Raw genomic sequence first — 25,143 nt, forward strand, 5'->3', positions numbered from 1 at the left:
TCTCTTCGCCTCGCGGGTTGGTTCAGGTCACTCGACGCGCTTGATCTCGGTCGCGAGTGTCCGCTCGTTGGTGCGCGGCGTGTGCTCGAGACCCGAGCGCATGGCCCACTTGTTGACCTGGAAGTGCAGCGGGATCAGCGCGTAGTCGGCCATCGCGATCCGCGTGGCGTCCTGCAGAAGCTCCAGCCGCGCCTCGCGGTCGATGGTCTGCTTGGCGAGGATCGACTTGGCGTCGATATCCGTGTTCGAATACCGGCCGAAATTGCCGTTCCCACCGCCCGTGGCCGCATTGTAGGTCTCGAGGATGCCCGAGACGGTGTAGGTCGCCTCGCCCGCCACGGTGCCCCAACCGGTCAGCGACATCGAGAATTTCGGGCTATCGAAGCCGGGGAAGCTGTCCTCGCCGCCCCGGATCAGGTCCGAGAAGAAGATGTTGCGCGGCATGGTGTCCACGGCCGTCTCGATACCGATGCGGGACCAGAACTGCGCGACCGCCTCGATGACGCGGGCGTCATTGATGTAGCGATCGTTCGGCCCGTGGATCGTCATCTTGAAGCCGTCGCCATAACCCGCCTCGGCCAGCAGCCGCTGTGCCTCCTCGGGGTCGTAGGCATCGGGCTCGAGCTCGTCGACATGGCCGAAGAAACCCGGCGGCACGATGTTCGCGGCCGGGAGCGACGCGCCGCCCATGATGCGGTCGCGGATCGCCTCGCGGTCGATGGCGAGGCTGAGCGCCTTGCGCACGCGCATGTCGCGCAGCGGGTTGGGCGTCAGCGGGTTGCCGTCCATGTCGGTGACGTAATCCTCGACGTGGCGATAGGCGGGCATCATGTAGATCAGCCGGTCCGACGAGACGGTCGAGACGGTGAAGTCCGGGTTCGCCTCGAGCTGCGGCAGATCGACGGTCGGCGGATAATCGATGATGTCCACGTCGCCGTTCAGGAGCGCCGCGAGCCGCGAGCTGTCTTCGCCCACGGGACGGAACACGACCTGGTCCCAGCCGGGATCGCCGCCCCACCAGTTCGGGTTCTTGACCACGCTGATGCGGTTGCCGGGGCTGTATTCCTCGAACATGAACGGGCCGGTGCCGGTGGCCGCCTCGCCCGAGTTGAAATCGACCGACGCGGTGGCTCCGGACGCCGCATGCTCGGCCACGATCGGCAGCATGGCGAGGTCCTCGGCCATCGTCGGATAGGGCCCCTGCGTCGAGATATGGACGGTGTAGTCGTCGATCTTCTCCCACGACTTGCCACCCTTATCGAGCTGGAAGGCGGGGGATGCGGGCGCGCCGTCGATGCCGGCCTTCAGGCGGTCGAAGGTAAAGATCACGTCGTCGGCGTTGAACGTCTCGCCGTCATGCCACTGCACGCCCTCGCGCAGCTTGAACTCCCACTTCTCCTCTTCGATCGGCTCCCACGAGACGGCGAGGCCGGGCACGGGCTGCGACGCGCTGTCGAGATCGACGAGATGCTCGAACATGTGCTCCTGCACCTGGAGGTCGGCCGAGAGCTGCGTCCAGTGGGGATCGAGCGAGCTCGCCTCGGATCGCGCGCCGATGGTCAGCACATCCTGTGCGTAGACCGGCATCGCCAGCGTCACGGCGAAGGCCGTGATCGTCAGATTTATCTTCGACATAGACGAATTCTCCTCTCTGCAATCGAGCCGACACGCGGGCTCACGTCGTGGCTTAATGCGAGGAAGTTCGCACCGCGCACAGTTGTTCTTGAATGCACTGTGCGGGGTTCCCGCCGACCTGTCCACATTTTTTGCGCGGTATCCGACGATTGGCCGCGCCGCCGGCGGGACCGGGCGCGGACATGGTCGGTCTGGAATGGGTCGAGGGTCTGCCGGGCCGGGGCCGACGCCCCCTGCCCGCTCAGCCGAGGCCGAGGATGCGCTTGGCTTCGGCCGGGGTCGCGACGGGGCGGTCGTGTTCGGCGCAGATCGCCGCCGTCCGCGCGACCAGCGCGGCATTCGACGGGGCGAGCACCTCGCGCGAGAGGCGCAGGTTGTCTTCGAGCCCCGTCCGCGCGTGCCCGCCCGCCGCGATGCTCCAGCGGTTAAGCACGTCCTGCTGCGCGCCGATTCCCGCGGCGCACCACGGCGCGTCGTCGCCAAAAAGACGTTTCACCGTGCGGACGTAGAAGTCGAACACCTCGCGGTCGGCGGGCATCGCGTTTTTCACGCCCATCACGAACTGGACGTAGGGCGTGTCCGCGATCTGGCCCGCCGCGTGCATCTCGGCGGCCCGCAGGATGTGGCTGAGGTCGAAGGCCTCGATCTCGGGCTTCACGCCATGTTCGATCATCTGGGCGGCCAGCCAGTCGACGAGATCGGGCGGGTTCTCGTAGACGAGCGTGGGGAAGTTGTTCGACCCGACCGAGAGCGACGCCATATGCGGCCGCAGCGGCAGCATCCCGCCACGCGCCTGCCCCGCCCCCGAACGCCCGCCGGTCGAGAACTGAATGATGATGTCGGGGCAGTGTGTCTCCAACCCCTCCTTCAGCGCGGCGAAGCGATCGGGATCGCTGGACGGGGTCTCGTCGTCGTTGCGGACATGGGCGTGGACGATGGCGGCCCCGGCCTCGTGCGCGGCATGGGTGCTCTCGACCTGCTCGGACACGCTGATCGGCACGGCGGGGTTATGGGCCTTCCGCGGCAGGCTCCCGGTGATCGCGACACAGATGATGCAAGGCGTCGTCATGCGCTCGGCGCCAGCACGAAATCGTGGATGACCTCGTGGAACGGCCCCGCGGCGCCTTCGGCGGCGATGCGGACGGGATCGTCGATCAACTCGAACTTGGCGAGCAGGCTCTGCTTCACGCCGAACACCGCGTCCGAGTTGATGTATGTGTCATCGGGATCGAAGATGTGGGTAATCAGCGTCTCGAAGCCCGGCGCTTCAAGGATGTAGTGCAGATGCGCCGGGCGGTAGGGATGCCGGCCGAGCTGCGCCAGGAGCTTTCCCACCGGCCCGTCATCAGGGATCGGGTAGAAGCGCGGTCGCGCGCCCCAGAAATGATAGCGCCCATCCGCGCCCGTGCGGAACACGCCGCGCAGATTGAAGTCGGGTTGGATGCCCTTCTGCTGGACGTCGTAGAAGCCGTCATCGTTCGTCTGCCAGACGTCGAGCGTCGCGCCCTCGATCGGCCGGCCGCCGGTGTCGAGGATGCGCCCCTTGATCAGCATCGGCTCGCCCTTGCCGTCGAGGCAGATGTTTGCCCCCATCGGCAGCTCGGGCGCGTCCGGCACGTGAAACGGCCCCAGCACGGTGCTTTCGGAGGCCCCGCTGGGCTTTCGGTTGTTGATCGCGTCGACCAGCATCGACACGCCCAGCACGTCGCTCAGCAGGATGAACTCCTGCCGCCAGTCGTCGGACATGTGCCCCGTCTCGGTCAGGAACTTGATCGCCTCGAGCCATTCGGCCTGCGTCGGCTCCATTTCCTTGATGGCCTCGTGCAGATGCCGGATGATCGTCGCCATCAGCGCGGCCAGCCTTGGATTGGCCGTGTCGGCCATCCGCGCGATCACCACGTCGGCCGAGGTCTCTTCGGTGAAGTAGCCGAGATTGTCTTCTCGCATCGTCACTCTCCTATCGGGCCAGCACCGTGCCGAGCACCCGGCCGAGTTCGGCCTCGGGGTCGGCCGCCAGCGTGTCATGCCGCCAGCAGACATGCTGGTCGGGTCGCGTCAGGATGCAGCCGGTGTCGCCGACCTCGCGGGCGCGGGCCCAGTCGCCGGTATGATCGACATAAGGCTGGCGCGGTCCGATCACGTGGGTGTGGATCGTCACCCCCAGGTCTCGGGCAACCGCCTCGGCCGCCGCGACCCAAGGCTCGCCGCCGAGCCCGGTGAACAGCGTGAATGCCCCGCCCCCCGCCAGGTCGAGAGTCGAGACCTTGGCCCCGTCGCCGTCGAAGAGCCATGCATGCGGGATGCGCGCGCCGGGCCACGTGGTCGGCTGGTAATGAAGGTCCGCGTCGAGCGCGAAGTCGGGCTCCATCTGGCCGTCGGTGACGATGGCATCCGAGCTGTAGCGCTGGTTCATCTCGACCCCGTGGGCGTCGAATTCGTATTTCTTGAACGCGATCGCCTCGCGGAGCGCCGCCCGCTGGGCCTGCGCCGCCTCGGTCGTGTCGCAGCGGGCATCCATGTTGGCCTGCATCGTCTCGGGATCGTTGCTCTCGGTCAGGCCGAGCGCCTCGAAGATGGGACCGAACTCGCCGATGGACTGGTTGGCGCGGGTCACGATCTGCTTGGCCACGGGCGCGCGTTCGACCGAGTAGGTCACCAAGAGTGCCTCACCCGCCTGCCCCTTCAGGACCGCCGCGATCTTCCAGGCGAGGTTGAACGCGTCTTGGATCGAGGTGTTCGACCCCAGCCCGTTCGACGGCGGATGCCGGTGGATCGCGTCACCCATGCAGAACACCCGGTCCTTCTGGAGATGGGTGGCGTAGTAGTTGTTGACGGTCCAGGTTGACCAGCTCGTGATGTCCACCTCGAGCTGGGGATCGCCGACGAGGTCGCGGACGACCTTGGTGGCGAAGGCGTCATCGACATCCGGCGGCGGCTGGTTGATGTCGTAGCCCCAGACGATCAGCCACTCGTTCCACGGCCGCACCATCCGCACGAGGCCCATGCCGATGCCGCCCACATCCGCGCCCGGCTGGACGACCCAGTAGAGGACCGACGGCCGGTGGGCGACGTATCTGGACAGGTCCGCCTTGAAGAGGATGTTCATCGAGCCGCCGACGCCCATCCTGCCCTCGAAGGGCAGATCGATCTGGTCGGCCACCAGCGAATTTCCCCCGTCGGCGCCGATCAGGTATTTCGACCGGATCGTCACCTCCTTGCCGGTCAGCCGGTCGAGGCAGGTCGTGGTCACGCCCTCCGCGTCCTGGTCGTGGCGGAGGTATTCCGTGCTCATTCGGGCCTGCGTGCCGCGCTTGCAGGCGGTCTTGAAAAGAAGCGGCTCCATGAAGGTCTGCGGCAGGTCGTTCATGAAGGTGGGCGAGCTGAGCAGATGCTCGGCCTTCGACATCGGGTGGGTGCCCCAGCTCTTCATGCGGCCGATCTCCTCGCCCACGAGGCTTTCGCAGAAGACGTTCTCGCCCATCAGCTCCTGGTCGGCGGCGAACATGTAGGCCTCGTCCTCGACGTCGCGCCCCAGATCGCGAAGCACCTCCATCGTGCGCTGGTTGGTGATGTGCGCGCGGGGCGTGTTGGCCAGCCAGCGATAGCGGTTGATGGCCATGTTCTCGATCCCGTAGGTCGAGAGCAGCGCCGCCGAGGCCGACCCGGCGGGGCCCGTTCCGATGATGAGAACGTCCGTGGTGATATCTGCCATGCTGGCCTCCCTCTTGGCGGTGGATCAGGCGCCGGTGGCGCGGATCGCGTCGATGTGGTGTCGGGGCGCGCGGGTCATCTGACGGGGTCGCGCGACGTGGGGATGTTCGGGCCGGAGAGCCGGCGCTGGATCGGGAAGAGTTGCAGGCCCGTCCGTTCGCTCAGCAGTCCCCAGAGGCCGCGGGGTGCCACGAGCATCACGGCAATCGCGAGGACGCCCAGCGTCATCAGGTACCAGCTTCCGAAATCCGCGAGCAGTGATTGGAGTGCGAAGAAGATCAGCACGCCGAGGATCGGGCCCTCGATCGTGCCGATCCCGCCGATGACGACAATGAAGATCACGTAGGCCGTCCAGTCGGTGAGGCTGAAGGCCGCGTCGGGACTGATGCGCGCCTTCTGCATGTAGATGAGCCCGCCCGCGAGGCCGGTTCCCAGCGCCGAGGTCAGGAACACGATCCACTTCATGCGGCCGGCGTCGACGCCCACCGATTGGGCGGCCTGCGTGTTGTCTCGCACCGCGGCCAGCGCCAGCCCGCGCCGCGTCCGCAAGAGCCAGTAGATGCCGCCGATGGTCACGAGTGCCAGTGCCAGCGCCAGCCAGTAGGCGAGGATGTCGCGTGCCGCCGGGGCGCGGATGTCGAGAAGCGTCTGAATGCCCTCGACGAACCACATGTCGCGCGTCGCGTCGCGCGGCAGCGACGTGCCCGTCCCGCCGCCCAGCGCCTTCCACTGGGCGACCAGCAGGCGCACGACCTCGGCCAGCACCCAGGTGCCGATGGCGAAATATGCGCCGTTGAGGCGGAAGGCGAAGAAGGCGAAGGGCACGGCCAGAACGAGGCCTGCCAGCCCGGCCGCGAGGATCGCCGGGACCGGGTCCATCCCGGCCAGGATCACGGCCGCGAACATCGCGTAGGCGCCGATCCCGACGAAAGCCTGCTGGCCCACGCTGACGAGGCCGCCATAGCCCGCGAGCAGATTCCAGAACTGCGCCAGAACCAGCATCGTCAGGATGAAGAACATGTCCTGTATCGTACCCCGCCCGGCAAAGAGCGGCAGGGCCACGAGCACGGCGACGAGGACGATGGCCAGTGCGCCCGTGACACGGGAGGCGGGCGTGCGGGTGGTGACGGAATAGGCCATCAGTCGTTCGCCCTCGGGAAGAGGCCGCGCGGCCGCACGAGAAGGACGGCGAGGAAGGCGACATGCCCCGCGAGGATCTGCCATTCGGGGTTGATCGCGGCGCCCACGGTTTGCGCGACGCCGATGATGACGCCCCCCGCGAGCGTCCCCCAGAGCGAGCCGAGCCCGCCGATGATGACGGCCTCGAAGGCGTAGATCAGGCGCGCGGGGCCGATGCTCGGGTCGAAATTCGCGCGCAGCCCGAGATAGAGCGCGGCGATGGTGACGATGATCAGCGCGATGCCGGTGGCGGTCGCGAAGATGCGCGCGGGCTTGATCCCCATGAGGCCCGCGGTGGTCGCATCGTCCGAGGTGGCCCGGAAGGCGCGGCCAAGTTCGGTCCGGTAGAAAAGCTGGTTCAAACCGACGATCACGAGGATGGCGGAGGCGAAGGTCAGAAGCGGCATGACGCCCAGCGCGATGGGCCCCACGTCGATCGACGCCGTGGTCAGCGCGTTGGTCGGCAGGCGCTGGCTGTCGGCCGAGAAGGTCTCGAGCAGGACGTTCTGGAGCGCGATGGAGAGACCGAAGGTCACGAGGAGCGGCGGCAGGATGTCGTCGCCCAACGTGCGGTTCAGGAGGAATTTCTGAAGCCCGTATCCCAGCGCGAACATCAACGGCATCGCGATCAGCACGGCGACGAAGGGCGACAGCCCCAGCAGCGTGACCAGCAGCAGGATCAGGTACGCCCCCATCACGATCAGGTCGCCATGGGCGAGATTCACCAGCCGCATGATCCCGAAAACGAGGCTGAGCCCGGCGGCAAAGAGCGTATAGAGCCCGCCGAGCAGGATGCCCTGAAGGATGGTGTCGACCCAGATCATGCGGCGGCTCCGAAATAGGCGGCGTGGATATCGTCGCGGCTGATGGTGTCGGGGGTCCCGGTCAGGGTGATCCGACCCTCCATCATGCAGTAGATGCGGTCGGCCACCGCGAGGGCCTGGCCGATATCCTGCTCGACCACGACGAGCGACGCGCCGGCCGCCTTGATCGCCGGGACGGCCCTGTAGATGTCCTTGATGACCACCGGCGCCAGCCCGAGGCTGATCTCGTCGCAAAGGAGGACGCGCGGATTGCTCATCAGGGCGCGTCCGATCGCGACCATCTGCTGCTGTCCGCCCGAAAGCGCGGTGGCGGGCGATTGCCGCCGCTCGCGCAGGATCGGGAAGAGGTCGTAGACCGTTTCGAGGCTCCAGTGCCCGTCCACCTTGCGCCCGTAGCGCCCGATCAGCAGGTTTTCCTCGACGCTGAGCGACGGAAAGAGCTTGCGGCCCTCGGGCACCATCGCAACGCCCCGTGCCATGATCTCGTCGGCGGGCATGGCGCCGATCGGGTCGCCATCGAAGGCGATGGCGTCGGGCGCGCCGCGCAGCACGCCAGCGATGGCCCGCATCAGCGTCGTCTTGCCCGCGCCATTCGCGCCGATGATCGCGACGGTCTCATTGGGGGCGAGGTCGATATCGACGCCGAACAACGCCTGGAAATCCCCGTAATGCGCCGTCAGGCCACGGGTCTGGAGCAGGGGTGCGCGTGCGTCGGCCATCAGACGTCGATCCCGAGATAGATTTCGCGAACCTCGCGGCTGGCCATGATCTCGGCCGGGTCGCCGATGCCGATGACACGCCCGAAATCGAGCACGAGCAGCCGTTCGACCACAGAGGTCAGCGCATGGAGGACATGCTCGATCCAGATGATCGTCGTGCCCTGCGCATGGATGTCGCGGATGGTGCCGATCAGCGCCTGGCATTCCGCGTCGGTCAGGCCGCCCGCGATCTCGTCGAGAAGCAGAAGCTTCGGCCGGGTCGCCATCGCGCGCGCCAGCTCCAGCCGCTTGCGGCCCAGAAGCGAGAGCTGCCCCGCCGGCGTATTGGCCCGCGCGATCAGCTCGGTCCGCTCGAGGATGTCGGCGCAGTCGTCGCGCACCGCCGCCTCGGACAGGTCGCGCCCGTAGGTCGCCGCGACCACCAGGTTCTCGAAGACGGTGAGGTTCTGGAAGGGCTGCGGGATCTGGAACGACCGCCCGATGCCCGACAGGCACCGGTCCATTGCCGAGACGCGCGTCACGTCGCGCCCCTCGAACCGGATCGTGCCCGCATCGGGCGCGAGGTTCCCGGTGATCAGGTTGAACAGCGTCGACTTCCCCGCCCCGTTGGGTCCGATGATGCCGAGCGCCTGCCCCTCGGGCACGTCGAAGCTGGCATCGTCGGTCACGGTCAGCGCGCCGAAGCTCTTGGACACGGCATCAAGGGCGAGGATGGTCATCGAAGGCTCCTGTGCGGACCCGCGCGGCACGGCGCGGGTCCGGGGGTCGCTGGGGTCAGGACATGGGTTCCATCGTGCCGCCCGTCGGGATGTCCGGGTGGTCCGAATTGTCGACGATCACGAGGTCGTAGCCGCCCCCGCCCTTCAGCCGCCACTGTCCGCCGACCAGCGGCGTCTTGGCGACGTTCTGCGCCGCAAAGGGCGGCAGGCCCGCGCCGTCGAACGCGATCCGCCCGACGATCGAGGACAGCTCGGTCGCGGCGATCGTCTCGGCCACGGCATCCGGGTCGCCGGCATCCGCGGTCCGGCCCATCACGTCGGCGGCCATCTCGAAAAGCGCGTGGGCGAAGCCGATCGGCTGCGTCCACTGGCGGCCCGTCGCCTCGGAGTAGGCGGCAGCCAATTCGCCCGAGGATTGCCCCGTCAGGGTCGAGCTGAAGGGGTGCGACGGCGACCACCAGACCTCGGAGGAGAGGTTGTGCCCTTCATCGCCCAACGCCTCGACAGCCTGCGGGAAGAGGATCGCCTTGCCGATGCTCGCGGCCTTGGGATTGAACCCCTGCTGCTTGGCCTGCGTCCAGAAGGTCGTGAAATCCGGCGGGATCGGAACGCCTGTCACGATCTCGCAATTGGCGGACTTGAAGGCGTTGATCTGGGCGCTGAAATCGTCGGTCAGGTTCTGATAGCGCCCCGTGTCGGTCAGGCTGTAGCCCTGCGCGTCGAGGACGGGCGGGAAGCCCACGGTCTCGTCGCCCCAGGCGTTGCCGTCGCCGTCGTTCGGGAAGAGCGCGCCGACCGACTTGTTGGTGTCGAGCTGGTTCCACATCGCGGTGAAGACGCTGATGACGTCCTCGAGCCCCCAGAAGAAGTGAAAGCTGTAATCGAAGGGCCGCCAGGATCCCGGATCGCCGGGATTGCCCTGCTGGCCGATGAAATAGGGCTGCCACGGGGCCACGGTCGAGATGACGGGTATGCCCTCGGCCTCGCAGGTCGTGGCGACGGGGTTCGTGGTCTCGGGCGTGGACGCCACCAGCATCAGGTCGATCTCGTCATCGACGATCAGCTCGTTGGCGACCTCGGCGGCCCGGTTCGGATTGGACTGGCTGTCCTTGACGATGACCTCGAAATTGGCCCCCGCCTCGGACCCGAGGAAGCCGTCGATGATGAATTGGTCCGCCTCCGAGAACGCCGCGAGCGGCCCCGATTGCGGGCTGACATAGCCCAGCCGGATGCGCGCGCCCTGCGCGATCGCGGGTGCGGCGAGCCCGCCCGCTGCGAGGGTCAGCCCCGTGGCGGCACTGGTCTTCATAAGGGTCCGGCGTGTGATCATGGTGTCCTCCCTGACGTCATGTCTCGTGCGTTATCGTATCGGTTCGTCCCCGGCCCAGGCGGCCTGAAGCAAGGCGCGGATGTCGCCCCGCGTGACCGGATGTGGGTTCGGATAGGGCTTCGTGGTGGCCAGATCGGCCGCGCGGTCGAGATCGGCCTCCGCCAGTCCCAGATCGCGCAGCGCCAAGGGCGCGCCGAGCCCGGCGGCGAAGCGGTGCAGTGCCGGGCCCGCCGCCTCGCCGCCCAAGAGCCTGCTGATCGGCCGGAGTTCGGCCTCGGCGCTGCGGGCGTTGTAGGCGATGGCATGGGGCAGGATGACCGCATGCGTTTCGGCATGGGGCAGACCGAAGGCGCCGCCGAGCGTGTGGCAAATCTTGTGATGCAGCGCCATGCCGACCCGTCCCAGCACCGTGCCGCAGGCCCAAGCGCCGCGCTGCGTGGCGGCACGCGCGGTGACGTCGCCGGGCGCGGCGACAACCGCGGGGAGCCCGTTCACGAAGGCCTGCAGGCCCTCCACCGCCAGCCGGTCGCTCGCGTCGGTGCGATCGGGTGAATAGAGCGCCTCGGCGGCATGGGCCATCGCGTTCAGCCCCGACGTGACCGTCATCGCCACGGGCAAGGTCAGCACCAGCTCCGGATCGTAGAGGATGGTTTCCGGCAGCACCTTGGGGTCGCTCAGCGTGGTCTTCACCCCGTCTTCGGTCTGGCCGAGGATCGGGGTCGCCTCGCTGCCGGCATAGGTCGTGGGGATCACGATCTGCGGCAGGTCGGTGCGGTAGGCCAGCGCCTTGCCGAGACCCGTGGTCGATCCGCCCCCGATCGCGACGAGGCAATCCGCCCGGAGCGTGCGCAGGAGGTCCAGCGCGGTCTCAGTCACTTCGACCGGGGTATGCATCGCGGCCCCGGTGAAAAGCCCTGCGGCCCGCCCGCCGAGCCGATCCGCGATGTCGCGGCCCTCGGCCTCTTGCTGAGGGGTGGTGAGGATCAACGCCCGCGTCGCGCCAAGGCGCCGCATCTCGGCATCGACGGTCCCACGGACGCCGGGTCCGAACACCACGCGCACCGGACCGTCGGCCGCGACGTGGAAACCATCGGCTTCGACGGGGTTCGTGGTATCGCTCTGTCCTGCATCCATGGACCGAGGATATCATCCGCTATCGTTGGCTTGATCGAAAACGAGTGGCGCAATATCACTTCGCGTTATGCAACTTGATCCAAGCCATCTCCGTATGCTGGCCGCCATCGTCGATGCGGGCGGTCTGGTCGAGGGCGCGCAGAAACTGGGAAAGTCGCAGCCCAGCGTGTCGCGCACGCTCTCGATGCTCGAGGCGCGGCTGGGCTCGCGGCTCTTCGAGAAGGGCAAGCGTCCGCTCCGGCCCACGGAACTGGGCCTCAGCCTCGCCGTCCAGGGCCGTCTGATCGCCGAGGCCGCCGAGGCCGCCGCCCGAGCCGTCGCGCTCTATTCCGGCGGCAAGTCCGGCACGGCGCGGATCGCGGGTACGCCGGTCTTCATGGACGGGGTCGTCTCGAACATGATCGCCGCCTTCCAGACCGCGTTCCCGGACGTCACGATCAACCAGAGCTACGGCTATCTCGCGGATCTGACCGAACAGCTGGCCGTCGGCACCATCGACCTCGCGATCTGCCCGGTGCATCCCGACCGCGTGCCCGACGGGCTTTCGTTCAAGTCGATCCTGCCGGGACGGAATGTCATCGCCTGCGCGCCGTCGCACCCCCTCGCCCGTCGTGCGACGCCGCGGCTCGCCGATATTGCGGCCTATCCATGGATCGCGCCCCCGGTCGACAGCCCGCTTTACGAGGACCTGCGCCTGGCGCTGTCGGGGATCGGCGTGACCGAGTTCAATGTCAGCTTCACGGGCGGCTCGCTCGCGTCGATCCTCAACGTGCTGGCCGGATCGGACGCGTTAACGGTGATGCCTTATTCGGTCGTGTTCATGCAGCAGCACCTCAAGGCGGTCACCGCGCTGCCGATCCGCATCGACCATCCCGAGCGCAAGCTGGGCCTGCTCTGGCGCGCCGACCGGCAGATGCGTCCGGCTGTCCACCGCTTCATGGGCTTCGTCGAGCTGGAATTCCGCGAGATGGCCCGGCGCATCGTCGAGAAGGAGAAGGCCGCGCTTTGGCGGCGCTGAGGCGGCGCAAGGCGCACGCAATCGTGTGTTCGCGCGACGCCTTCGCTAGGCTAGGTCCGACCGAGGAGACCGCGCCATGCTCGACAGACCGACCCGACCCAGCCGCCGCACCCTGATCCTCGGGGGTGGCGCCCTCGTCCTCGGGGGCGCGACAGTCGCCGCCTGGGCGACCCGCGACCGCTTCGAGGGCGATGCGATGACGCCCGGCGACGCACTGGCCGCCGCGCGGTCGGGCGACGTGCTTCTGGTCGATATCCGGCGCCCCGACGAGTGGAATGCGACCGGCATCCCCGAAGGCGCGGCCCCGCTCGACATGCGACGCGATGATTTCGCGGCGGCGCTGACCGAACTTGCGGGCGCGTCGGACCGGCCCATCGCCCTGATCTGCGCGCGGGGCGTGCGGTCCGACCGGCTGTCCGCCCGGCTGACCGAGGCCGGCTTCACCCGGATCATCGACGTTCCCGAGGGGATGCTGGGCTCGAGCGCGGGACCCGGATGGCTCGCCCGCGAGCTGCCGGTGGTGCGCCCGTGATCCGCGCCGCGGCCCTCGCCCTCGCGCTGACCCTGCCCGCCGCCGCGCAGGCCTGCGGCCCCGAGAGCCCCTGCGACATCGCGAATGGCGTCTATCGCATCGCCCTGCCCGACGCGCCGGACGGCCCTGTCCCCGCCGTCATTTTCCTGCACGGCTTCGGCGGCTCGGGCGAAGGGACGATGCGCCAGCGGGGCACCATCGCGGCCTTCACCGCGCGCGGCTACGCCTTTATCGCGCCCGACGGCCAGCCTCGCGAGGGGCGTGGGGGGCTGCGCTGGAACTTCCGCGACGACGGGCGGGCCCAGACCCGCGATGAGGATGATTTCCTGATGGCCGTCGCCGACGATGCCGCCGTCCGCCACGGCGTCGATCGCGACCGGATCGTGCTGGCCGGGTTCTCGAACGGCGCGTTTCAGGTCACCTATCTCGCCTGCCGGCACCCCGAGGCCTTTGCGGCCTATGCGCCGGTCTCGGGCGGGTTCTGGCGCCCGCATCCCGAGGGTTGCGCCGGACCGGTGCGCCTTCTCCAGACCCATGGCTGGTCGGATTCAACCGTGCCGCTGGAGGGCCGCCCGCTGCGCAACGGGGCCTTCGTGCAGGGCGACATCTTCGCGGGACTGGGCCTCTGGCGACGGGCGAACGGCTGCGCGTGGGATGACCCGGACGGATACACCGAAACGGGGCAGTTTCAGCGGCGCTTCTGGGAATGCGACGAGGGCTCGGCGCTGGAGATGGCGCTGTTTCCCGGCGGGCATGGCGTGCCGCAGGGCTGGGCGGACATGGCCGCCGACTGGTTCGAAGCCCTACCCTGAGGGCTATTCGGCGGGCGTCGGCGCCAGCGCGGCGCGCAGCTCGGATCGCCAGTGCCGCGCACGGGTCGCGACCAGCGGGGCGCGCACCTCCTGAGGGGTAGCGAGCCAGCCCGCGAAGGGGCGCCCCGACAGATGCGAGAGCGGCACGGCGAGGACGAGGCTCGCCATGATCGGCAGGAGCCAGAGCGATACGTAGCCCGTCGCCATGCCCGCGAGCAGGAGCGCGCCCAGCACCGTTTCGACCGCGTGGAACCGCGCCAGCGTGCCCCAGCCGTGTCGTCCACCGGATCGGTCCTGCGGTGTCCAGTCGATGCGCCGCCCAGTCAGGGCCGCGACCACGGCCATGGTCTGCTGCACCATCAGGATCGGCGCGTATGCGACCGAGATCGCGATCTCGACCAGAAGCGAGCCACCGAAGCGCCCGGCGCCGCCGACCTGCGCCAAGGGCGTCCCCGCCGCCAGCAGTGCCACCGCGCCTACGAGCTTGGGCGCGAGCAACAGGCCGTAGAGCGCGGCCATCAGCCAGACATGGTTGACGGGCGACATCTCGGGCCAGCTCGGCATGGTCGGGTTGGCGGGGGAGAAGTAGTTGATGACGGACCGCTCGGCGCTGACCCCGATCATCGCCCAGAGCGTCAGCAGCAGGAACCAAAGCGGCGACAGAAGGTAGCCGATCGCCCCGTGGAAGAGATGGAACCGCGACAGCGCATGGAGGCCGCGTGTGCCCAGAAGACCGAGATGCTGGAGATTGCCCTTGCACCAGCGCCGGTCCCGCAGGACGTGGTCGATCAGCGTCGGCGGCGTTTCCTCGTAGGAGCCACGCAGCCGCGGCAGGAAGCGCACCGACCAGCCCGCGCGCCGCAAGAGCCCCGCCTCGACGAAATCATGGCTGAGGATGAGCTGGTCGCGACCCCGCAGGCCGCGCATATGCGGCAGACCCGCGCTGGCCGCGAAGGCCTGCACGCGCAGGATGGCGTTGTGGCCCCAGTAATTGCCCTCGCGTCCCGTCCAGCGGGCCAGCCCCTCGGCGAGGGCCGCGCCGTAGACGGCGTTGGCGAATTGCTGGCTGCGCGCGAAAACCGTGTCGGCACCGATCAATTGCGGGAAGGACTGGATCAGGCCGGCGGACGGATCGCGCCCGAGCGCGTCGGCCAGCGCGCCGATGGCCGACGCGCTCATCAGGCTGTCGGCATCGAGGATCAGCATCGCATCATGCGCCCCGCCCCACCGGGTCAGCCATTCGGCGAGGTTGCCGACCTTGCGATCCGTGTTCCGTTCGCGGCGACGGTAGTAGAGCGGCGCGTCGGGCATACGGGTGCGCAGGGCCGCGAAGGCATGGGCTTCCTGCGCGGCCCGGCCCGGATCGCGGGTGTCCGACAGGATGTAGAGCGCGAAGCGGTGCGCCCCCGGCTTCCGCGCCAGCCGCTCGAGCATGGCAGCGGCGTTGCCGAAGACGTCCCACGGCGCCTCTTCATGGACGGGCACCAGAAGCGCCACGTCGAGCGCCGTGACCGGCCCCGTCTCGGGGGCCGCGCGGCGCTGCATGGCGGCGGCCCCGGCAAGCACGGTCACGAAGGTCAGCGCGATCCAGAAGAACCCGACCGCGATCAGCGTGGCCAGAAGCCCCTCGGCCCAAGTCGTCCCGTCGGTCGCAAACCAAGCGAGAAACGCCCAGAGCAGGCCGCCCGTCGCGATGGCCGCCGGCAGGAACGTTCCCATCCGCCAGCGCGCGGCGACGGGGTCGGGCGTGGCACCGGGGGCGAGGTCATCGCGGAACGCGCGGCCGAGATCCTGTCTCGGATGGGCCAACGGCGCCTCGGGGGGCATGCCGGCGCGCGTCATGCGGCCGTCCAACGATAGAGCCAGACTTCCGAGGCGGCCTGTCCGCCCCGCATGAGCTGCGCGCGGAGTTCCGCTGCCTCGCGTTCGCCCGGATCGAAGGTGAAGGCGAGGCGCGCGCCGCCGGTCTCGGGATTGCGCTGCAGGATGCCGCCCGAGGTGTCCGCCTGGTTCGAGGAGACATGCAGCGTGACGTCCGACAGGTCGCCCGAGAGCGCGGGGTGGTCGGCGAAGTCGATCGCGGCCAGCCACCGGTCGCCCTCAAAATTGCGCCCCATATGGGTGTCGCGAACAGGGGCCACGTCGGGGCGGCCGGGCGCATCGGCATTGCCATGCCACGACATCCGGTAGGCGAAGCGATGCTCCTCGCCGGCGGCCAGCGGCACGCGCGGGCGCCAATAGGCGACGATATTGTCGTAGATTTCGCGGTCCGACGGGATCTCGACCAGCCGGACGACGCCCGCGCCCCAATCGCCCATGGGCTCGATCCAGAGGCTCGGCCGCTCGTGGTAATGCGCCTCCAGATCGGCGAAATCCGAGAGCTTGTCGGCGCGCTGGCGCAGCCCGAAGCCACGCGGGTTCTCATCGACGAAGCTCGACACCTGAAGCTCCACCGGGTTGGCCAGTTGCCGCCACAGCATCTCGCCCGCGCCGTTCCAGATCGAGAGGCCGTCGCTGTCATGGATCGCGGGGCGGAAATCGTCGAAGCGGGGGCGGTTCGTCTGGTCGTAGAGGAACATCGAGGTCAGCGGCGCGATACCCGCATGGTCCAGATCGACGCGCGGGTAGAGCGTCGCCTCGACCTCCATCACGCAGGCGGGGCCGGGCTGGACGACGAAGCGGTAGGCGCCCGCGACCGACGGGCTGTCGAGCAGCGCGTGCAGGACGACGCGGTCATCGCCGGGCACAGGCGTCTCGACCCACATGCGGGTGAAATCGGGAAACTCTTCACCCTGCGGATCGCCCGTCCGGAGCGCCAGACCCCGCGCGGACAGCCCGTATTGCTGCGCCGCCCCGATGGCGCGGAAATAGCTGGCGCCCTGGAAGACGGCGAACTCGCGGGCATTCGTCTCGCCCGGAAACACGTGGCGCAGGCGCAGACCCGAAAACCCCATCGTCGCATCCACCGGCAGCTCGGGCGCGCGATCCGTCCAGTCGAACAGGTCCATGTCGAAGGCGAGCCTGTGCGCGGTTGCGTTCTCGACCACCGCGACCTCGACGGCGCGCGGGAAGTAGAGGCCGGGATGGAAGAGATCCATCTCGAAGCCCCGCGCCTCGCCCGCCCAGACGGCGCGGCGCGTGTCGAACCAGAACTTGCGGTACTGGTCGTAGGTCAGGTCGCGCCACGGCGCGGGGATCAGCGGGCGCGGCGCGAAGGGACGCGACGCGAGATCGCGGGCCATCGCGCGCACGGTCTCCGCGTCGAACGGCATGGCCGAGACATATTGCGGCATCGCGGCCAGCGGCCGGGCCAGGGCCAGCGCCGAGACGCCCGCGAGGAAGACGCGCCGCTTCATCGTCGGGCCCGCCACGGCTGCGACTTGAACCATCCGGCGGTGTACGCGCAGAGGATCAGAAGCGCGAAGCCGGTCAGGTTCACGAAGGCCCAGGTCGCCGCGTTGCGCCCGATCACGTCGAGGACGAAGCCGCTGAGCCGCGCGAGGACCATCGAGAAGACGAAGACCGCGAGGCTCTGTTGCCCGACCTTGGTCACGAGGCGGATGAGACCGTTCCAGAGCCGTGCGCCCGCGCCCTGCCCGGCCGCCACGAGCCGCTGACCGCCCGTGCCCGCCGCCGCCCAGAAGAGATAGGCGAGGCTGAGGAAGTGGATGTAGTGCAGCGGTCCGAAATCGGACTTGTCGAACCACGCGCCGTTCGCCTGCCGCCAGTCGAAGATCGGATTGCAGGACCCGAAGCCCGTCTCGGTGCAAGCGGTGAGCGCAGTCCATGCGTCCTTGACCGGCTCGGTCTGGAAAAAGCGAAAGCCGATCGACGAGAGCAGCATCGACACCAACACGACCGCGAGTGCGAGGCCCAGCAGCCACGCCTTGACCGGCGGCGCGGGGATCCAGCCACGCATGAAGGCGAAGCCGGTGAAAAAGATGAGTTGCCACCCGAAGGGGTTGAAGAACCAGTTGCGGTCCGACCACGGCTCGGCCGGAAGGGCCAGATGCAGGTGCCCAAGGCCGAGCCATTCGAGAAACGCGCCCTGCGCGAAGACCCAGACCGTCAGCGAGACCGCCGCCAGGAGCGGCAGCGACACGCGGGCCAGGGCCACCACGGCCGGCATCATCACCAGGACGACCATGTACATGGGCAGGATGTCGAAATAGTTCGGCACGTAGGTCAGCGTCAGCAGGCCGATCATCTGTGGTGCCGGCTCGGCGAAGAACTTCCACAGGTTAAGCGTGCCGATATATTCCTTCTCGAACGCGCCCGAGGCATCGATCGTCGCGAGGATCGTCGCGATGGCCACGAACATCGCGATATGCGCCCAGTAGATCTGCCAGACGCGGTAGCCGACGCGCGCGGTCCCCATGAGCCAGCCCAGCCGGTCGAAGGTGCGCCCGAAGGCGATGGCCGAGGCCATGCCAGAGCAGAAGACGAAGATCTCGGTCGCGTCCGAAAAGCCGAACCGCGCGGGGATCCAGAGCGTCCAGGCGTTTCCGGGCGTGTGGGCCAAGAGGATGATGAACATCGCCAGCCCGCGAAACACGTCGAGGCGCGGGTCGCGGATCGCCGCGCCCGCCGTCGCGGTCGTGGCGCCCGGCGTGGCGGCGAAGCCGGTCGCGGGTGCGGTCGTCGTCATGTCGGACAGGCCCTTGGCATCCCTCGGCATCTAGCCCGTCGCCGCACCGCGGAAAACGTGTTTCTGCGCCGCCGCGATCTTTTGGCGGCGGCTTGCCGCGTAGTTGTCCTCGGTCCCGCCGCGCCGGGCCGTGCGGTCGGCGATCAGCGCTTCGGTCTCGCCCAACCGTCCGGCGCGCAGCCCCGCGTCGATGCACAGCCGCTCGAAGACGTCGCGCTGCGCGTGGCTGCCGCCCGCGTCGGGCATGTAAGGGCGGGCGCGCGACAGGGCGGCGAAGGCGGTGTCGTAATCGCCCTCGCCGAAGGCCGCGACACCGCGCGCGGCGTCCATCCCCGGCGCGGCCATCCGTGCGGCGACCCCATCCTGCCGACCCGCATCCGACGCGATCCGCGCGGCCAGCCGATCGGCGGCATCGGGGCGGTGATCGCCCGCGAGCGCCAGCATGTAGTGCAGGTCGGCAAAGATCAGGCAGCCATCCTCGGTCCGCCGTTCGGACAGATCGGCCAGCTCGACCCAGCGTTCGCCGACATCGACGCCCTCCAGCTCCAGCCGGGACAGAAGGGACGTCGCATTGGCGATGTCGCGGTAGTCGTCGGTCTGTTCGGCCCGGACCTGCGCGTCATAAGTGGCCAGAGCTTCGTCGAGGCGCCCGAGATCGAGCAGCATCAGCGCGCGGTGCCACCAGACGTGGAAGCGGAAGTTGTTGCAATGCGCCCAGACCGCCTCGCGCCCGTCGAGCCACCCGAGGCCCCCTGCCGCGTCGCCGGTCATGTCGTGGACATGGGCGACCGCGTGCAAGCCCCAGGCATCGTCGGGGGCGATCTCCAGCGCCCGGTGCCCGGCGCGCGTCGCTGCACCGTGCTCGCCCGTCTCCTCCAGCGCGAAGGCGTGGCACCCGAGAAGATATCCACGCCCCGCATGGTCCTCGCCATGGGCGGGCAGACATCGCTCGACCGAAGCGCGCATCCCCACCGCATCGCCGATCACGAAGCGGATCGCATGGCAGAGCTTCATCAGGAGCGTATCGCCCGGCGCCTCGGCCAGCACGGCCTCGAGCGCGCCGATGGCCCCGTCGTAATCCCCTGCCAACAGCCGTTCGAGCGATGCGGTCAGCGCCCGCTCCCGGCCGTTGCCCTCGCCCCGCTTGGCGGCGGCCAGCGCCTCCTCGGCGACGGCCATCCCCTCGCGCCGCCCGAGAAGCGCCATGAAGAGCCCCTTGAGTGCATGGCCCGAGGCGTGGTCGGGCGCCGCGTCCAGAAGGCGTCCCAGATGCACGGGCGTCGCCGCGCCATGCGAGAGGAAGGCGCGCGCCGTGTCGTTCCAATGACCGAGGGCCGCCGCGGGCAGCGTCACCGGCTGGTCGAAGATGTCGTGCAGGACGGGCATGGGGCGGCTCCGGGGCAAGTGTCCCCACGGGCTTAGCCGGGGTGCCCGCGTCATCCTATAGCCGCAGGTCCCGTGTCACGGACACGTTACGAAACGCGAGCGGGGCGGCGCCCCGCCGCCGAAGGGAGGCGGCCTTATTCCGCGAAGGGATCGTCGCGCTCCAACCGGTCGGTGTGGGCCCCGAAGCGCGGCGGCGGGCGGCGATAGGTGACGGGCGTGCGCGATAGCTTCAGCGGGTTGCCGACCAGCGGCAGGGTCGCGTCTCCCGGCCCCTCCATGTCCAGCGCCATGCCGCGTGCCGCGACCTGCTCGGTCTCGAACACTTCGGGCAATGTTTTGACAGGCCCCACCGGCACGCCCGCAGCCTCGAGCCCGGCGGTCAGGTCGGCCGACCGCATCGCCGCCATCGCGGGCTCCAGGATGGCCGCCAGCGCGGCGCGGTTCGCGATCCGGGCGGGGTTGGTCGCGAACCGCCCGTCCGTCGCGAGGTCTCCCAGCCCCAGCACGCCGCAGAACCGCCGGAACTGCCCATCATTGCCGACCGCGACGATGACGTGGCCGTCCGATGTCGCATAGACGCCGTAAGGCACGATGTTCGGGTGGTCGTTGCCGCGCCGTTTGGGTGCCTCGCCGGTCAATCGCGTGTTGACCGCCTCGTTGATCGTCCAGGCGATCTGGCTGTCGACGAGGGCGACGTCCACATGCTGGCCCTCGCCCGTCGCCTCGGCATGGCGCAGCGCGGCCAGAAGGCCCACGCATGCATACATGCCGCACATCACGTCCGCGATGCCGACCCCGACCTTCATCGGTTGGCCCTCCGGGTCGCCCGTCAGGGACATGATGCCGCCGTAGCCCTGCGCCATCAGGTCGTAGCCCGGCTTCGACGCATTTGGCCCCGTCTGACCGAAGCCGGAGATCGAGCCGTAGACGAGCCGTGGGTTGACCGCCGACAGCGCCGCATAGTCGAGCCCGTATTTCGCCAGCCCGCCCGGCTTGAAGTTCTCGATCACGATATCGGCCATCGCGGCGAGGCGCTTGATCTCGGCCTGTCCGGCCTCGGAGGCGATATCGATCCCGACCGACAGCTTGTTGCGGTTGGCGCACATGAAATAGGCCGACAAATCCGTGTCTTCCGCGCCGTCCTTCACGTAAGGAGGACCCCATTGGCGCGTGTCGTCGCCGCCCGATGCGGGATTCTCGACCTTGAGAACCGTGGCCCCCAGATCGCCCAGAAGCTGCGTGCAGGTCGGCCCGGCCAGGATGCGGCTGAGATCGAGGACGCGGACACCCGCGAGCGGGCCCGCCGGTTCAGATGCGTCCGTCATAGGCTCTCCGATCGATATGGGCCGCGATCAGCGTGAAGCTGTCGGCCACCAGCGCAGTGTCCATCGCGGCGCGCAGGGCCTCGCGGTCATGGACATCGACGCCGTGGCCGCCGAAGCCCCGCGCGACGGCGGCGTGGTCGGTGCCGTCGAAATCGACGCCTGCATTCCGCATCTGGCGCTGGCGCTGTTTCAGTTCGATCAGGGCGAGCGAGCGATCGACGAAAACCACGATCACCACCGGGAGACCCAGCGAGGCGGCCGAGGCCAACTCGCCCGCCACCATCAGGAAGCCCGCGTCGCCCGTGAAGGCCACGACGGGTCGCTCGGGCGCCGCGCGCTTGGCCCCAAGCGCCAGCGGCAAGGCGCAGCCCATGGTGCAGAGGCCCGAGGATTGCAGGAGCATGCGCGGCGCCGGGCAGTCCCACATCTGGCTCAGAAGGATACGATGCGCGCCACTATCGACCGTCGCGATGGTATCGGGCGGACAGACGGCGCGGCAGGTCTCGATCACGGCGCCCGGACCCCAGTCTTCGGCGGCGAAGGCGTCCTTCAGGGCTGCGTGGGTCGAGGACACGTCCCAGACCGACCCGGCTTCGATCTCATCGCCGAGATAGTCCAGCGTCTCGCCCACCGGGGCCACGGCCTCCAGCGTCGCGCCGTGCATGCCGTGGGTGTTGGCCGCGTGGCAGATATCGAGGACGTTCTGCGTCTCGGGATCCCAGACCTCGCGCCAGCCGGTCCGCATCTCGATCGGGTCATAACCCGCGAGGATCACGAGATCCGCCTCGCGGAAAAGCGGCAAGAGATGGGTGTCGGCCTTCGGCGACAGGCCCGCGCCGCCGAGGCAAAGAGGGTGGTCCTCGGGCATCAGGCCCTTGCCCTTGTAGGTCGTGACCAGCGGCACGCCATGCGCCTCGCAAAAGCGAAGGATCGCGTCGCCCGCGTCGTCGCGGACGGCGTCGAGCCCGGCCAGCATGATCGGACGCTTCGCCTCGGCCAGCCAGTCTCGCGCCGTCTCCAGCGCGTCGACCCCGATGCTGCCCGGCGCGGTGGCGGGCCGCCGTACGGGCGCATCGGCCACCGCCTGATCTGCGACCGAGATCGGCACGTCGATCAGCACGGGACCGCACCGACCGCCCGCCCCGCCGGTAGCGATCCGCACCGCCTTGTCGGCCTGCACCGCGGCCGCCTCGGGAGTGAGCGTGAAGGTCGCGCGCGTGATCGGGGCCAGCACCGCGCGGTGGTCGAGCACCTGGTGGGTGTAGGTCTCGGCCTCCGCCGCATCGACGCATCCCGTCAGCACGATCATCGGCACCCGATCCTGATCGGCATTGGCGATCACGTTGATGCCGTTCATCAGGCCCGGCCCCACCGTCGCCACGAGGATCGCGGGCGCGCCGTCGACATGATGCCCGCCCTCGGCCATGAACCCGGCCGCGTTCTCGTGGTGGCAGAGATGGAACGCAATGCCCGCCGCTTCCAGCGCGTCGACGAGGGTCAGGACCTCGCCGCCGGGCATCCCGAAGGCGTGCCGGCAGCCGGCATCGTGAAGTCGTCGGGCGAGGGCGTCAGCGGCGCGGATCGTGCTCATTCCGCCGCGATATCACTCCGGTCCGGGGCGTCAAACCCGTCACGCGTCTGCGGCAGCCTCCTCCCGAGAACGTGACCGGCGATCTGGTTGCGCAGCACCTGCGCCGTGCCGCCGCCGATGGTGAACATCCGCACGTCGCGGTACATCCGCTCAAGCGGTGTCTCGTCGCCATAGCCCTTGGCGCCGAACATCTGGAGCGCGCGGTCCACGACCCGCACCGCCATCTCGGAGGTCATCAGCTTGGCGCGCGCGGCCTTCACCCGGTCGGGAAAGCGATCGGTCGTCGCGGCGTCCTGGATCATCAGCCGGGCGGCGTGGATCTCGGTGTCCATGTCGGCCAGCATCCATTGCAGGCCCTGGAATTCGGCCAGCGGACGCCCGAACTGCTCGCGCTCCTGAAGGTACTCCGCCGCAAGGCGCGCCGCGTCCGCCGCCACCCCGAGCGCGATGGTCGCCGCCCCGACCCGCTGGGTGTTGTAGGCGTCCATCAACGCGCCGAAGCCCGCATCCGGGATGACCATGTCGTCGGCCACGAAGAGGTTCTCGATGTGCAGCTCGGCCTCGGGCATCCCGCAGAGACCCATCGTGCGCTCCAGCCGCGCCACCCGCAGCCCCTCGCCCGCTTCTGCCAGGAAGCCACGGATGCCGTGGGGCGTCCGGGCGAAAATCAGGTGCAGCTTCGAGACGCCGCCACCGGTGATCCAGTGCTTGACCCCGTCGAGCCGCCAGCCGCCGGGCACCCGCACGGCACGCGTCGTCATCGAGGTCGCGTCGGACCCGGCCCCCGGCTCCGTGATGCAGATGGCGGGTTTGTCCCCGGCCAGCACCAATCGGGCCGCCCGATGCTTCTGCGCCTCGGTGCCGTAAGCCATCACCGCGCTGAGCGCGCCCATGTTGCCCTCGACCAGCACGCGCCCGGTCAGGGTACATGCCCCCGAAACCGCCTCGACGATGCGCACCACCTCGGTCAGGGGAAGGCCGGGCCCGCCATAGGCCTCGGGAATGGTCATCCCCATCAGCCCCGCGCGGGCAAGGTCCGCGACGTTCTCATGGCAGTAGCGCCGCTCGCGGTCCCAGGTCGCCGCGCGGTCCCGGAAGCCCGGCAGCAGCGCCTCGGCGCGCACAAGGTGATCGGGGGGTGCGGTGTCGAGCATGGCGGGTCTCCTTGCGGGATAATATCGACGCTGGACGTGTTCAAAACCATCGAATTAGATTGGCATCTGCATTCAAGGAACCTGAAGATGCGAAATCGAGATCTCGCCACCCTTCGCATGATCGCCCGTGTCGGATCGTTCCGCGAAGCGGCGGAGCGCCTGAACATGACGATCTCGGCGGTTTCGATGCAGATGAAGGCGCTGGAGGCCGATCTGGGCGGCGCGCTCTTCGACCGGAGCTTGCGGCCGCCCCGCCTGACGGCGCTCGGCCGTTCGGTCGCGGAGACGGCGGGAGATGTGCTGGACGCGGAGACGCGGCTGCGCGCCCTCGCCCGCCCCGATGCGCCGCTGGCCGGACGCTTTCGGCTGGGCCTCGTGGCCAGCGCCGGGCCACGGCTCCTGCCCGGCTTCGTGACCCGCGCGCGCGCCGTGCCCGAGGCCTATTGGACCTTCCATACTGGCTTATCTGAAACGCTCGAGGCCGAGGTCGCGACGGGCGCGCTGGACGCGGCGGTGGTGACGGCCACGGGCGTGCCCCAGGGCGGGATGCGCCACCGCCTTCTGGCGCGCGAGCCCTTGGCGACCGCCCTGCCCGACCGCGCCGCGCCCGACCTGCCCTTCCTCCAGTTCGCGCCCGGCACGGGGATCGGGCGCATCATCGCCGACGAGCGACCGCGTCATCCCGGCCTCGCCGCCCGGCCCGTCCTCGTCCTCGACCATGTCGCGACGATCCTCGCGCTGCTCGATGCGGGCCACGGGGCGACCATGCTGCCGGCCCCCGATTTCGGACGGCGGGCGCACACGCCGCTCGACCGGACGCGCGACCTGGTGCTGGTGACCCGCGCCGGAACCATGCTCGACGCCGAGGTCGAGCGGCTGGCCGCCCTTCTGGTCTGAGGCGCCCTAGCGCGCCGCGTCGGCCACCGCGGCGAAGGCGGCATCGAGTTCGGCGGCGATCGCGGCCAGGCCTGGCGCCTCGTCCATATAGGGCGCGAAGACGACCGAGGGTGGCACGTAGCTGAAGCTGGCCGTGCCGTCGGCGTTCTCGGTGACGTAGATCCGGATCGGAGCCTCGATCATCGCCGCCGTCGAGAGGCGCAGCACCCGCACGGCGAAGTCGTTGTTGTAAAGGCCGATCACCCGATTGCCGGGGATCTCGATGCCCCGTGCGGCGGCGGCCCCGGTCGGACCCGCCATGGTCACCACGGCAAGGCCCGCGGGCTTTGCCGCTGCCCGCAGGTCGTCCACCAGCGTATCGAACGTCTTCGCCGTCCGCTCGACCACCCAGCCGTCGCGCGGCGCGATGTCGGCGACCTCCTGGGCCAGGGTCGGGACCGCGAGGCACAGGGCCATGCAAGGGGCGAGCATCAGGGCGCGGAGCATCTGCGGATCCTTCTTGGGTAGGTCGACGCGATCCTGCCCCCTG

At 69.1% G+C, this 25,143-nt stretch carries 22 protein-coding genes; 4 read left to right on the forward strand and 18 right to left on the reverse strand.

All coding sequences use genetic code 11. The annotated features are described in order from the left end of the window. Nucleotides 1-27 precede the first annotated feature (27 nt). From Q0833_RS07880 to Q0833_RS07925, 10 genes are all read right to left on the reverse strand, one after another. Nucleotides 28-1,635 (reverse strand): ABC transporter substrate-binding protein, encoded by a 1,608-nt coding sequence (locus tag Q0833_RS07880; protein WP_298432192.1) that lies wholly within the window; start codon nt 1,633-1,635, stop codon nt 28-30. Between the two features lie 241 nt (nt 1,636-1,876). Next, nucleotides 1,877-2,704: a 3-keto-5-aminohexanoate cleavage protein gene (locus Q0833_RS07885; protein ID WP_298432195.1), complete on the reverse strand. Its 828-nt coding sequence runs from the start codon at nt 2,702-2,704 to the stop codon at nt 1,877-1,879. Then, complete coding sequence (locus Q0833_RS07890; protein WP_298432198.1) at nt 2,701-3,582, reverse strand: intradiol ring-cleavage dioxygenase; 882 nt, start codon at nt 3,580-3,582, stop codon at nt 2,701-2,703. The genes Q0833_RS07885 and Q0833_RS07890 overlap by 4 nt, the downstream gene beginning before the upstream one ends. A 10-nt stretch (nt 3,583-3,592) precedes the next feature. After that, the gene (locus tag Q0833_RS07895) at nt 3,593-5,347 is read right to left on the reverse strand and encodes an FAD-dependent monooxygenase (RefSeq protein ID WP_298432201.1); all 1,755 of its coding nucleotides are present in this window, start codon (nt 5,345-5,347) and stop codon (nt 3,593-3,595) included. Between the two features lie 74 nt (nt 5,348-5,421). Beyond that, a complete protein-coding gene (locus Q0833_RS07900) occupies nt 5,422-6,486 on the reverse strand; it encodes a branched-chain amino acid ABC transporter permease (protein WP_298432204.1) in 1,065 nt (354 codons plus the stop codon). Then, the gene (locus Q0833_RS07905) at nt 6,486-7,349 is read right to left on the reverse strand and encodes a branched-chain amino acid ABC transporter permease (RefSeq protein WP_298432207.1); all 864 of its coding nucleotides are present in this window, start codon (nt 7,347-7,349) and stop codon (nt 6,486-6,488) included. The genes Q0833_RS07900 and Q0833_RS07905 overlap by 1 nt, the downstream gene beginning before the upstream one ends. Then, a complete protein-coding gene (locus tag Q0833_RS07910; RefSeq protein ID WP_298432210.1) occupies nt 7,346-8,068 on the reverse strand; it encodes an ABC transporter ATP-binding protein in 723 nt (240 codons plus the stop codon). Before Q0833_RS07910 ends, Q0833_RS07905 begins: the two co-directional genes overlap by 4 nt. After that, the gene (locus tag Q0833_RS07915) at nt 8,068-8,787 is read right to left on the reverse strand and encodes an ABC transporter ATP-binding protein (protein WP_298432213.1); all 720 of its coding nucleotides are present in this window, start codon (nt 8,785-8,787) and stop codon (nt 8,068-8,070) included. Before Q0833_RS07915 ends, Q0833_RS07910 begins: the two co-directional genes overlap by 1 nt. A gap of 55 nt (nt 8,788-8,842) precedes the next feature. After that, the gene (locus tag Q0833_RS07920; protein ID WP_298432216.1) at nt 8,843-10,117 is read right to left on the reverse strand and encodes an ABC transporter substrate-binding protein; all 1,275 of its coding nucleotides are present in this window, start codon (nt 10,115-10,117) and stop codon (nt 8,843-8,845) included. 30 nt (nt 10,118-10,147) lie between these two features. Continuing rightward, nucleotides 10,148-11,251: a maleylacetate reductase gene (locus Q0833_RS07925; RefSeq protein WP_298432219.1), complete on the reverse strand. Its 1,104-nt coding sequence runs from the start codon at nt 11,249-11,251 to the stop codon at nt 10,148-10,150. 67 nt (nt 11,252-11,318) lie between these two features. Here Q0833_RS07925 and Q0833_RS07930 point away from each other — a divergent pair, with 67 nt between their 5' ends. The 3 genes from Q0833_RS07930 (at nt 11,319) to Q0833_RS07940 (ending at nt 13,613) form a co-directional block, all read left to right on the forward strand. Continuing rightward, nucleotides 11,319-12,269, forward strand: a complete 951-nt coding sequence (locus Q0833_RS07930; RefSeq protein ID WP_298432222.1) for a LysR family transcriptional regulator — start codon at nt 11,319-11,321, stop codon at nt 12,267-12,269. Between the two features lie 76 nt (nt 12,270-12,345). Further along, on the forward strand, nt 12,346-12,801 hold the full coding sequence (locus Q0833_RS07935; protein ID WP_298432225.1) for a rhodanese-like domain-containing protein: 456 nt from the start codon (nt 12,346-12,348) through the stop codon (nt 12,799-12,801). After that, nucleotides 12,798-13,613 (forward strand): alpha/beta fold hydrolase, encoded by an 816-nt coding sequence (locus tag Q0833_RS07940; protein WP_298432227.1) that lies wholly within the window; start codon nt 12,798-12,800, stop codon nt 13,611-13,613. Before Q0833_RS07935 ends, Q0833_RS07940 begins: the two co-directional genes overlap by 4 nt. Before the next feature lie 3 nt (nt 13,614-13,616). On the opposite strand, the gene mdoH is transcribed toward Q0833_RS07940, so the two are convergent. From mdoH to Q0833_RS07975, 7 genes are all read right to left on the reverse strand, one after another. Then, nucleotides 13,617-15,455, reverse strand: coding sequence for a glucans biosynthesis glucosyltransferase MdoH (mdoH, locus tag Q0833_RS07945; RefSeq protein ID WP_298432230.1), 1,839 nt, complete (start codon nt 15,453-15,455; stop codon nt 13,617-13,619). Further along, nucleotides 15,452-17,002 (reverse strand): glucan biosynthesis protein, encoded by a 1,551-nt coding sequence (locus Q0833_RS07950; protein WP_298432235.1) that lies wholly within the window; start codon nt 17,000-17,002, stop codon nt 15,452-15,454. The genes mdoH and Q0833_RS07950 overlap by 4 nt, the downstream gene beginning before the upstream one ends. Next, complete coding sequence (locus Q0833_RS07955; RefSeq protein ID WP_298432238.1) at nt 16,966-18,291, reverse strand: OpgC family protein; 1,326 nt, start codon at nt 18,289-18,291, stop codon at nt 16,966-16,968. The genes Q0833_RS07950 and Q0833_RS07955 overlap by 37 nt, the downstream gene beginning before the upstream one ends. After that, nucleotides 18,292-19,647 carry a tetratricopeptide repeat protein gene (locus Q0833_RS07960; protein WP_298432241.1) on the reverse strand — a complete coding sequence of 452 codons (1,356 nt, stop codon included), beginning with the start codon at nt 19,645-19,647 and terminating at the stop codon, nt 18,292-18,294. A gap of 134 nt (nt 19,648-19,781) precedes the next feature. After that, entirely contained in the window at nt 19,782-20,972 is a 1,191-nt protein-coding gene (locus tag Q0833_RS07965) for a CaiB/BaiF CoA-transferase family protein (RefSeq protein ID WP_298432244.1), read from the reverse strand. Then, nucleotides 20,956-22,563 (reverse strand): thiamine pyrophosphate-binding protein, encoded by a 1,608-nt coding sequence (locus Q0833_RS07970; RefSeq protein ID WP_298432247.1) that lies wholly within the window; start codon nt 22,561-22,563, stop codon nt 20,956-20,958. The genes Q0833_RS07965 and Q0833_RS07970 overlap by 17 nt, the downstream gene beginning before the upstream one ends. Further along, the gene (locus tag Q0833_RS07975) at nt 22,560-23,717 is read right to left on the reverse strand and encodes an acyl-CoA dehydrogenase family protein (protein ID WP_298432250.1); all 1,158 of its coding nucleotides are present in this window, start codon (nt 23,715-23,717) and stop codon (nt 22,560-22,562) included. The genes Q0833_RS07970 and Q0833_RS07975 overlap by 4 nt, the downstream gene beginning before the upstream one ends. 87 nt (nt 23,718-23,804) lie before the next feature. On the opposite strand from Q0833_RS07975, the gene Q0833_RS07980 reads away from it, so the two are divergent. Then, complete coding sequence (locus Q0833_RS07980; protein WP_298432253.1) at nt 23,805-24,614, forward strand: LysR family transcriptional regulator; 810 nt, start codon at nt 23,805-23,807, stop codon at nt 24,612-24,614. A 6-nt stretch (nt 24,615-24,620) separates the two neighbouring features. Here the strand turns inward: Q0833_RS07980 and Q0833_RS07985 are convergent, their stop codons facing one another. Beyond that, nucleotides 24,621-25,100: a DUF302 domain-containing protein gene (locus tag Q0833_RS07985; RefSeq protein ID WP_298432256.1), complete on the reverse strand. Its 480-nt coding sequence runs from the start codon at nt 25,098-25,100 to the stop codon at nt 24,621-24,623. Nucleotides 25,101-25,143 lie beyond the last annotated feature (43 nt).

This window comes from uncultured Jannaschia sp. (assembly GCF_947503795.1).
Lineage (GTDB): Bacteria > Pseudomonadota > Alphaproteobacteria > Rhodobacterales > Rhodobacteraceae > Jannaschia.

Excerpts from the sequence above, each read along its gene's own strand:
- Q0833_RS07935 (WP_298432225.1), top strand. The coding sequence starts at position 12,346 with ATGCTCGACAGACCGACCCGACCCAGCCGCCGCACCCTGATCCTCGGG.
- Q0833_RS07975 (WP_298432250.1), bottom strand. The coding sequence starts at position 23,717 with ATGCTCGACACCGCACCCCCCGATCACCTTGTGCGCGCCGAGGCGCTG.
- Q0833_RS07880 (WP_298432192.1), bottom strand. The coding sequence starts at position 1,635 with ATGTCGAAGATAAATCTGACGATCACGGCCTTCGCCGTGACGCTGGCG.
- Q0833_RS07930 (WP_298432222.1), top strand. The coding sequence starts at position 11,319 with ATGCAACTTGATCCAAGCCATCTCCGTATGCTGGCCGCCATCGTCGAT.
- Q0833_RS07905 (WP_298432207.1), bottom strand. The coding sequence starts at position 7,349 with ATGATCTGGGTCGACACCATCCTTCAGGGCATCCTGCTCGGCGGGCTC.
- mdoH (WP_298432230.1), bottom strand. The coding sequence starts at position 15,455 with ATGACGCGCGCCGGCATGCCCCCCGAGGCGCCGTTGGCCCATCCGAGA.
- Q0833_RS07900 (WP_298432204.1), bottom strand. The coding sequence starts at position 6,486 with ATGGCCTATTCCGTCACCACCCGCACGCCCGCCTCCCGTGTCACGGGC.
- Q0833_RS07925 (WP_298432219.1), bottom strand. The coding sequence starts at position 11,251 with ATGGATGCAGGACAGAGCGATACCACGAACCCCGTCGAAGCCGATGGT.
- Q0833_RS07910 (WP_298432210.1), bottom strand. The coding sequence starts at position 8,068 with ATGGCCGACGCACGCGCACCCCTGCTCCAGACCCGTGGCCTGACGGCG.
- Q0833_RS07950 (WP_298432235.1), bottom strand. The coding sequence starts at position 17,002 with ATGGTTCAAGTCGCAGCCGTGGCGGGCCCGACGATGAAGCGGCGCGTC.
- Q0833_RS07985 (WP_298432256.1), bottom strand. The coding sequence starts at position 25,100 with ATGCTCCGCGCCCTGATGCTCGCCCCTTGCATGGCCCTGTGCCTCGCG.
- Q0833_RS07890 (WP_298432198.1), bottom strand. The coding sequence starts at position 3,582 with ATGCGAGAAGACAATCTCGGCTACTTCACCGAAGAGACCTCGGCCGAC.
- Q0833_RS07955 (WP_298432238.1), bottom strand. The coding sequence starts at position 18,291 with ATGCCGAGGGATGCCAAGGGCCTGTCCGACATGACGACGACCGCACCC.
- Q0833_RS07920 (WP_298432216.1), bottom strand. The coding sequence starts at position 10,117 with ATGATCACACGCCGGACCCTTATGAAGACCAGTGCCGCCACGGGGCTG.
- Q0833_RS07885 (WP_298432195.1), bottom strand. The coding sequence starts at position 2,704 with ATGACGACGCCTTGCATCATCTGTGTCGCGATCACCGGGAGCCTGCCG.
- Q0833_RS07980 (WP_298432253.1), top strand. The coding sequence starts at position 23,805 with ATGCGAAATCGAGATCTCGCCACCCTTCGCATGATCGCCCGTGTCGGA.
- Q0833_RS07965 (WP_298432244.1), bottom strand. The coding sequence starts at position 20,972 with ATGACGGACGCATCTGAACCGGCGGGCCCGCTCGCGGGTGTCCGCGTC.
- Q0833_RS07895 (WP_298432201.1), bottom strand. The coding sequence starts at position 5,347 with ATGGCAGATATCACCACGGACGTTCTCATCATCGGAACGGGCCCCGCC.
- Q0833_RS07915 (WP_298432213.1), bottom strand. The coding sequence starts at position 8,787 with ATGACCATCCTCGCCCTTGATGCCGTGTCCAAGAGCTTCGGCGCGCTG.
- Q0833_RS07970 (WP_298432247.1), bottom strand. The coding sequence starts at position 22,563 with ATGAGCACGATCCGCGCCGCTGACGCCCTCGCCCGACGACTTCACGAT.
- Q0833_RS07960 (WP_298432241.1), bottom strand. The coding sequence starts at position 19,647 with ATGCCCGTCCTGCACGACATCTTCGACCAGCCGGTGACGCTGCCCGCG.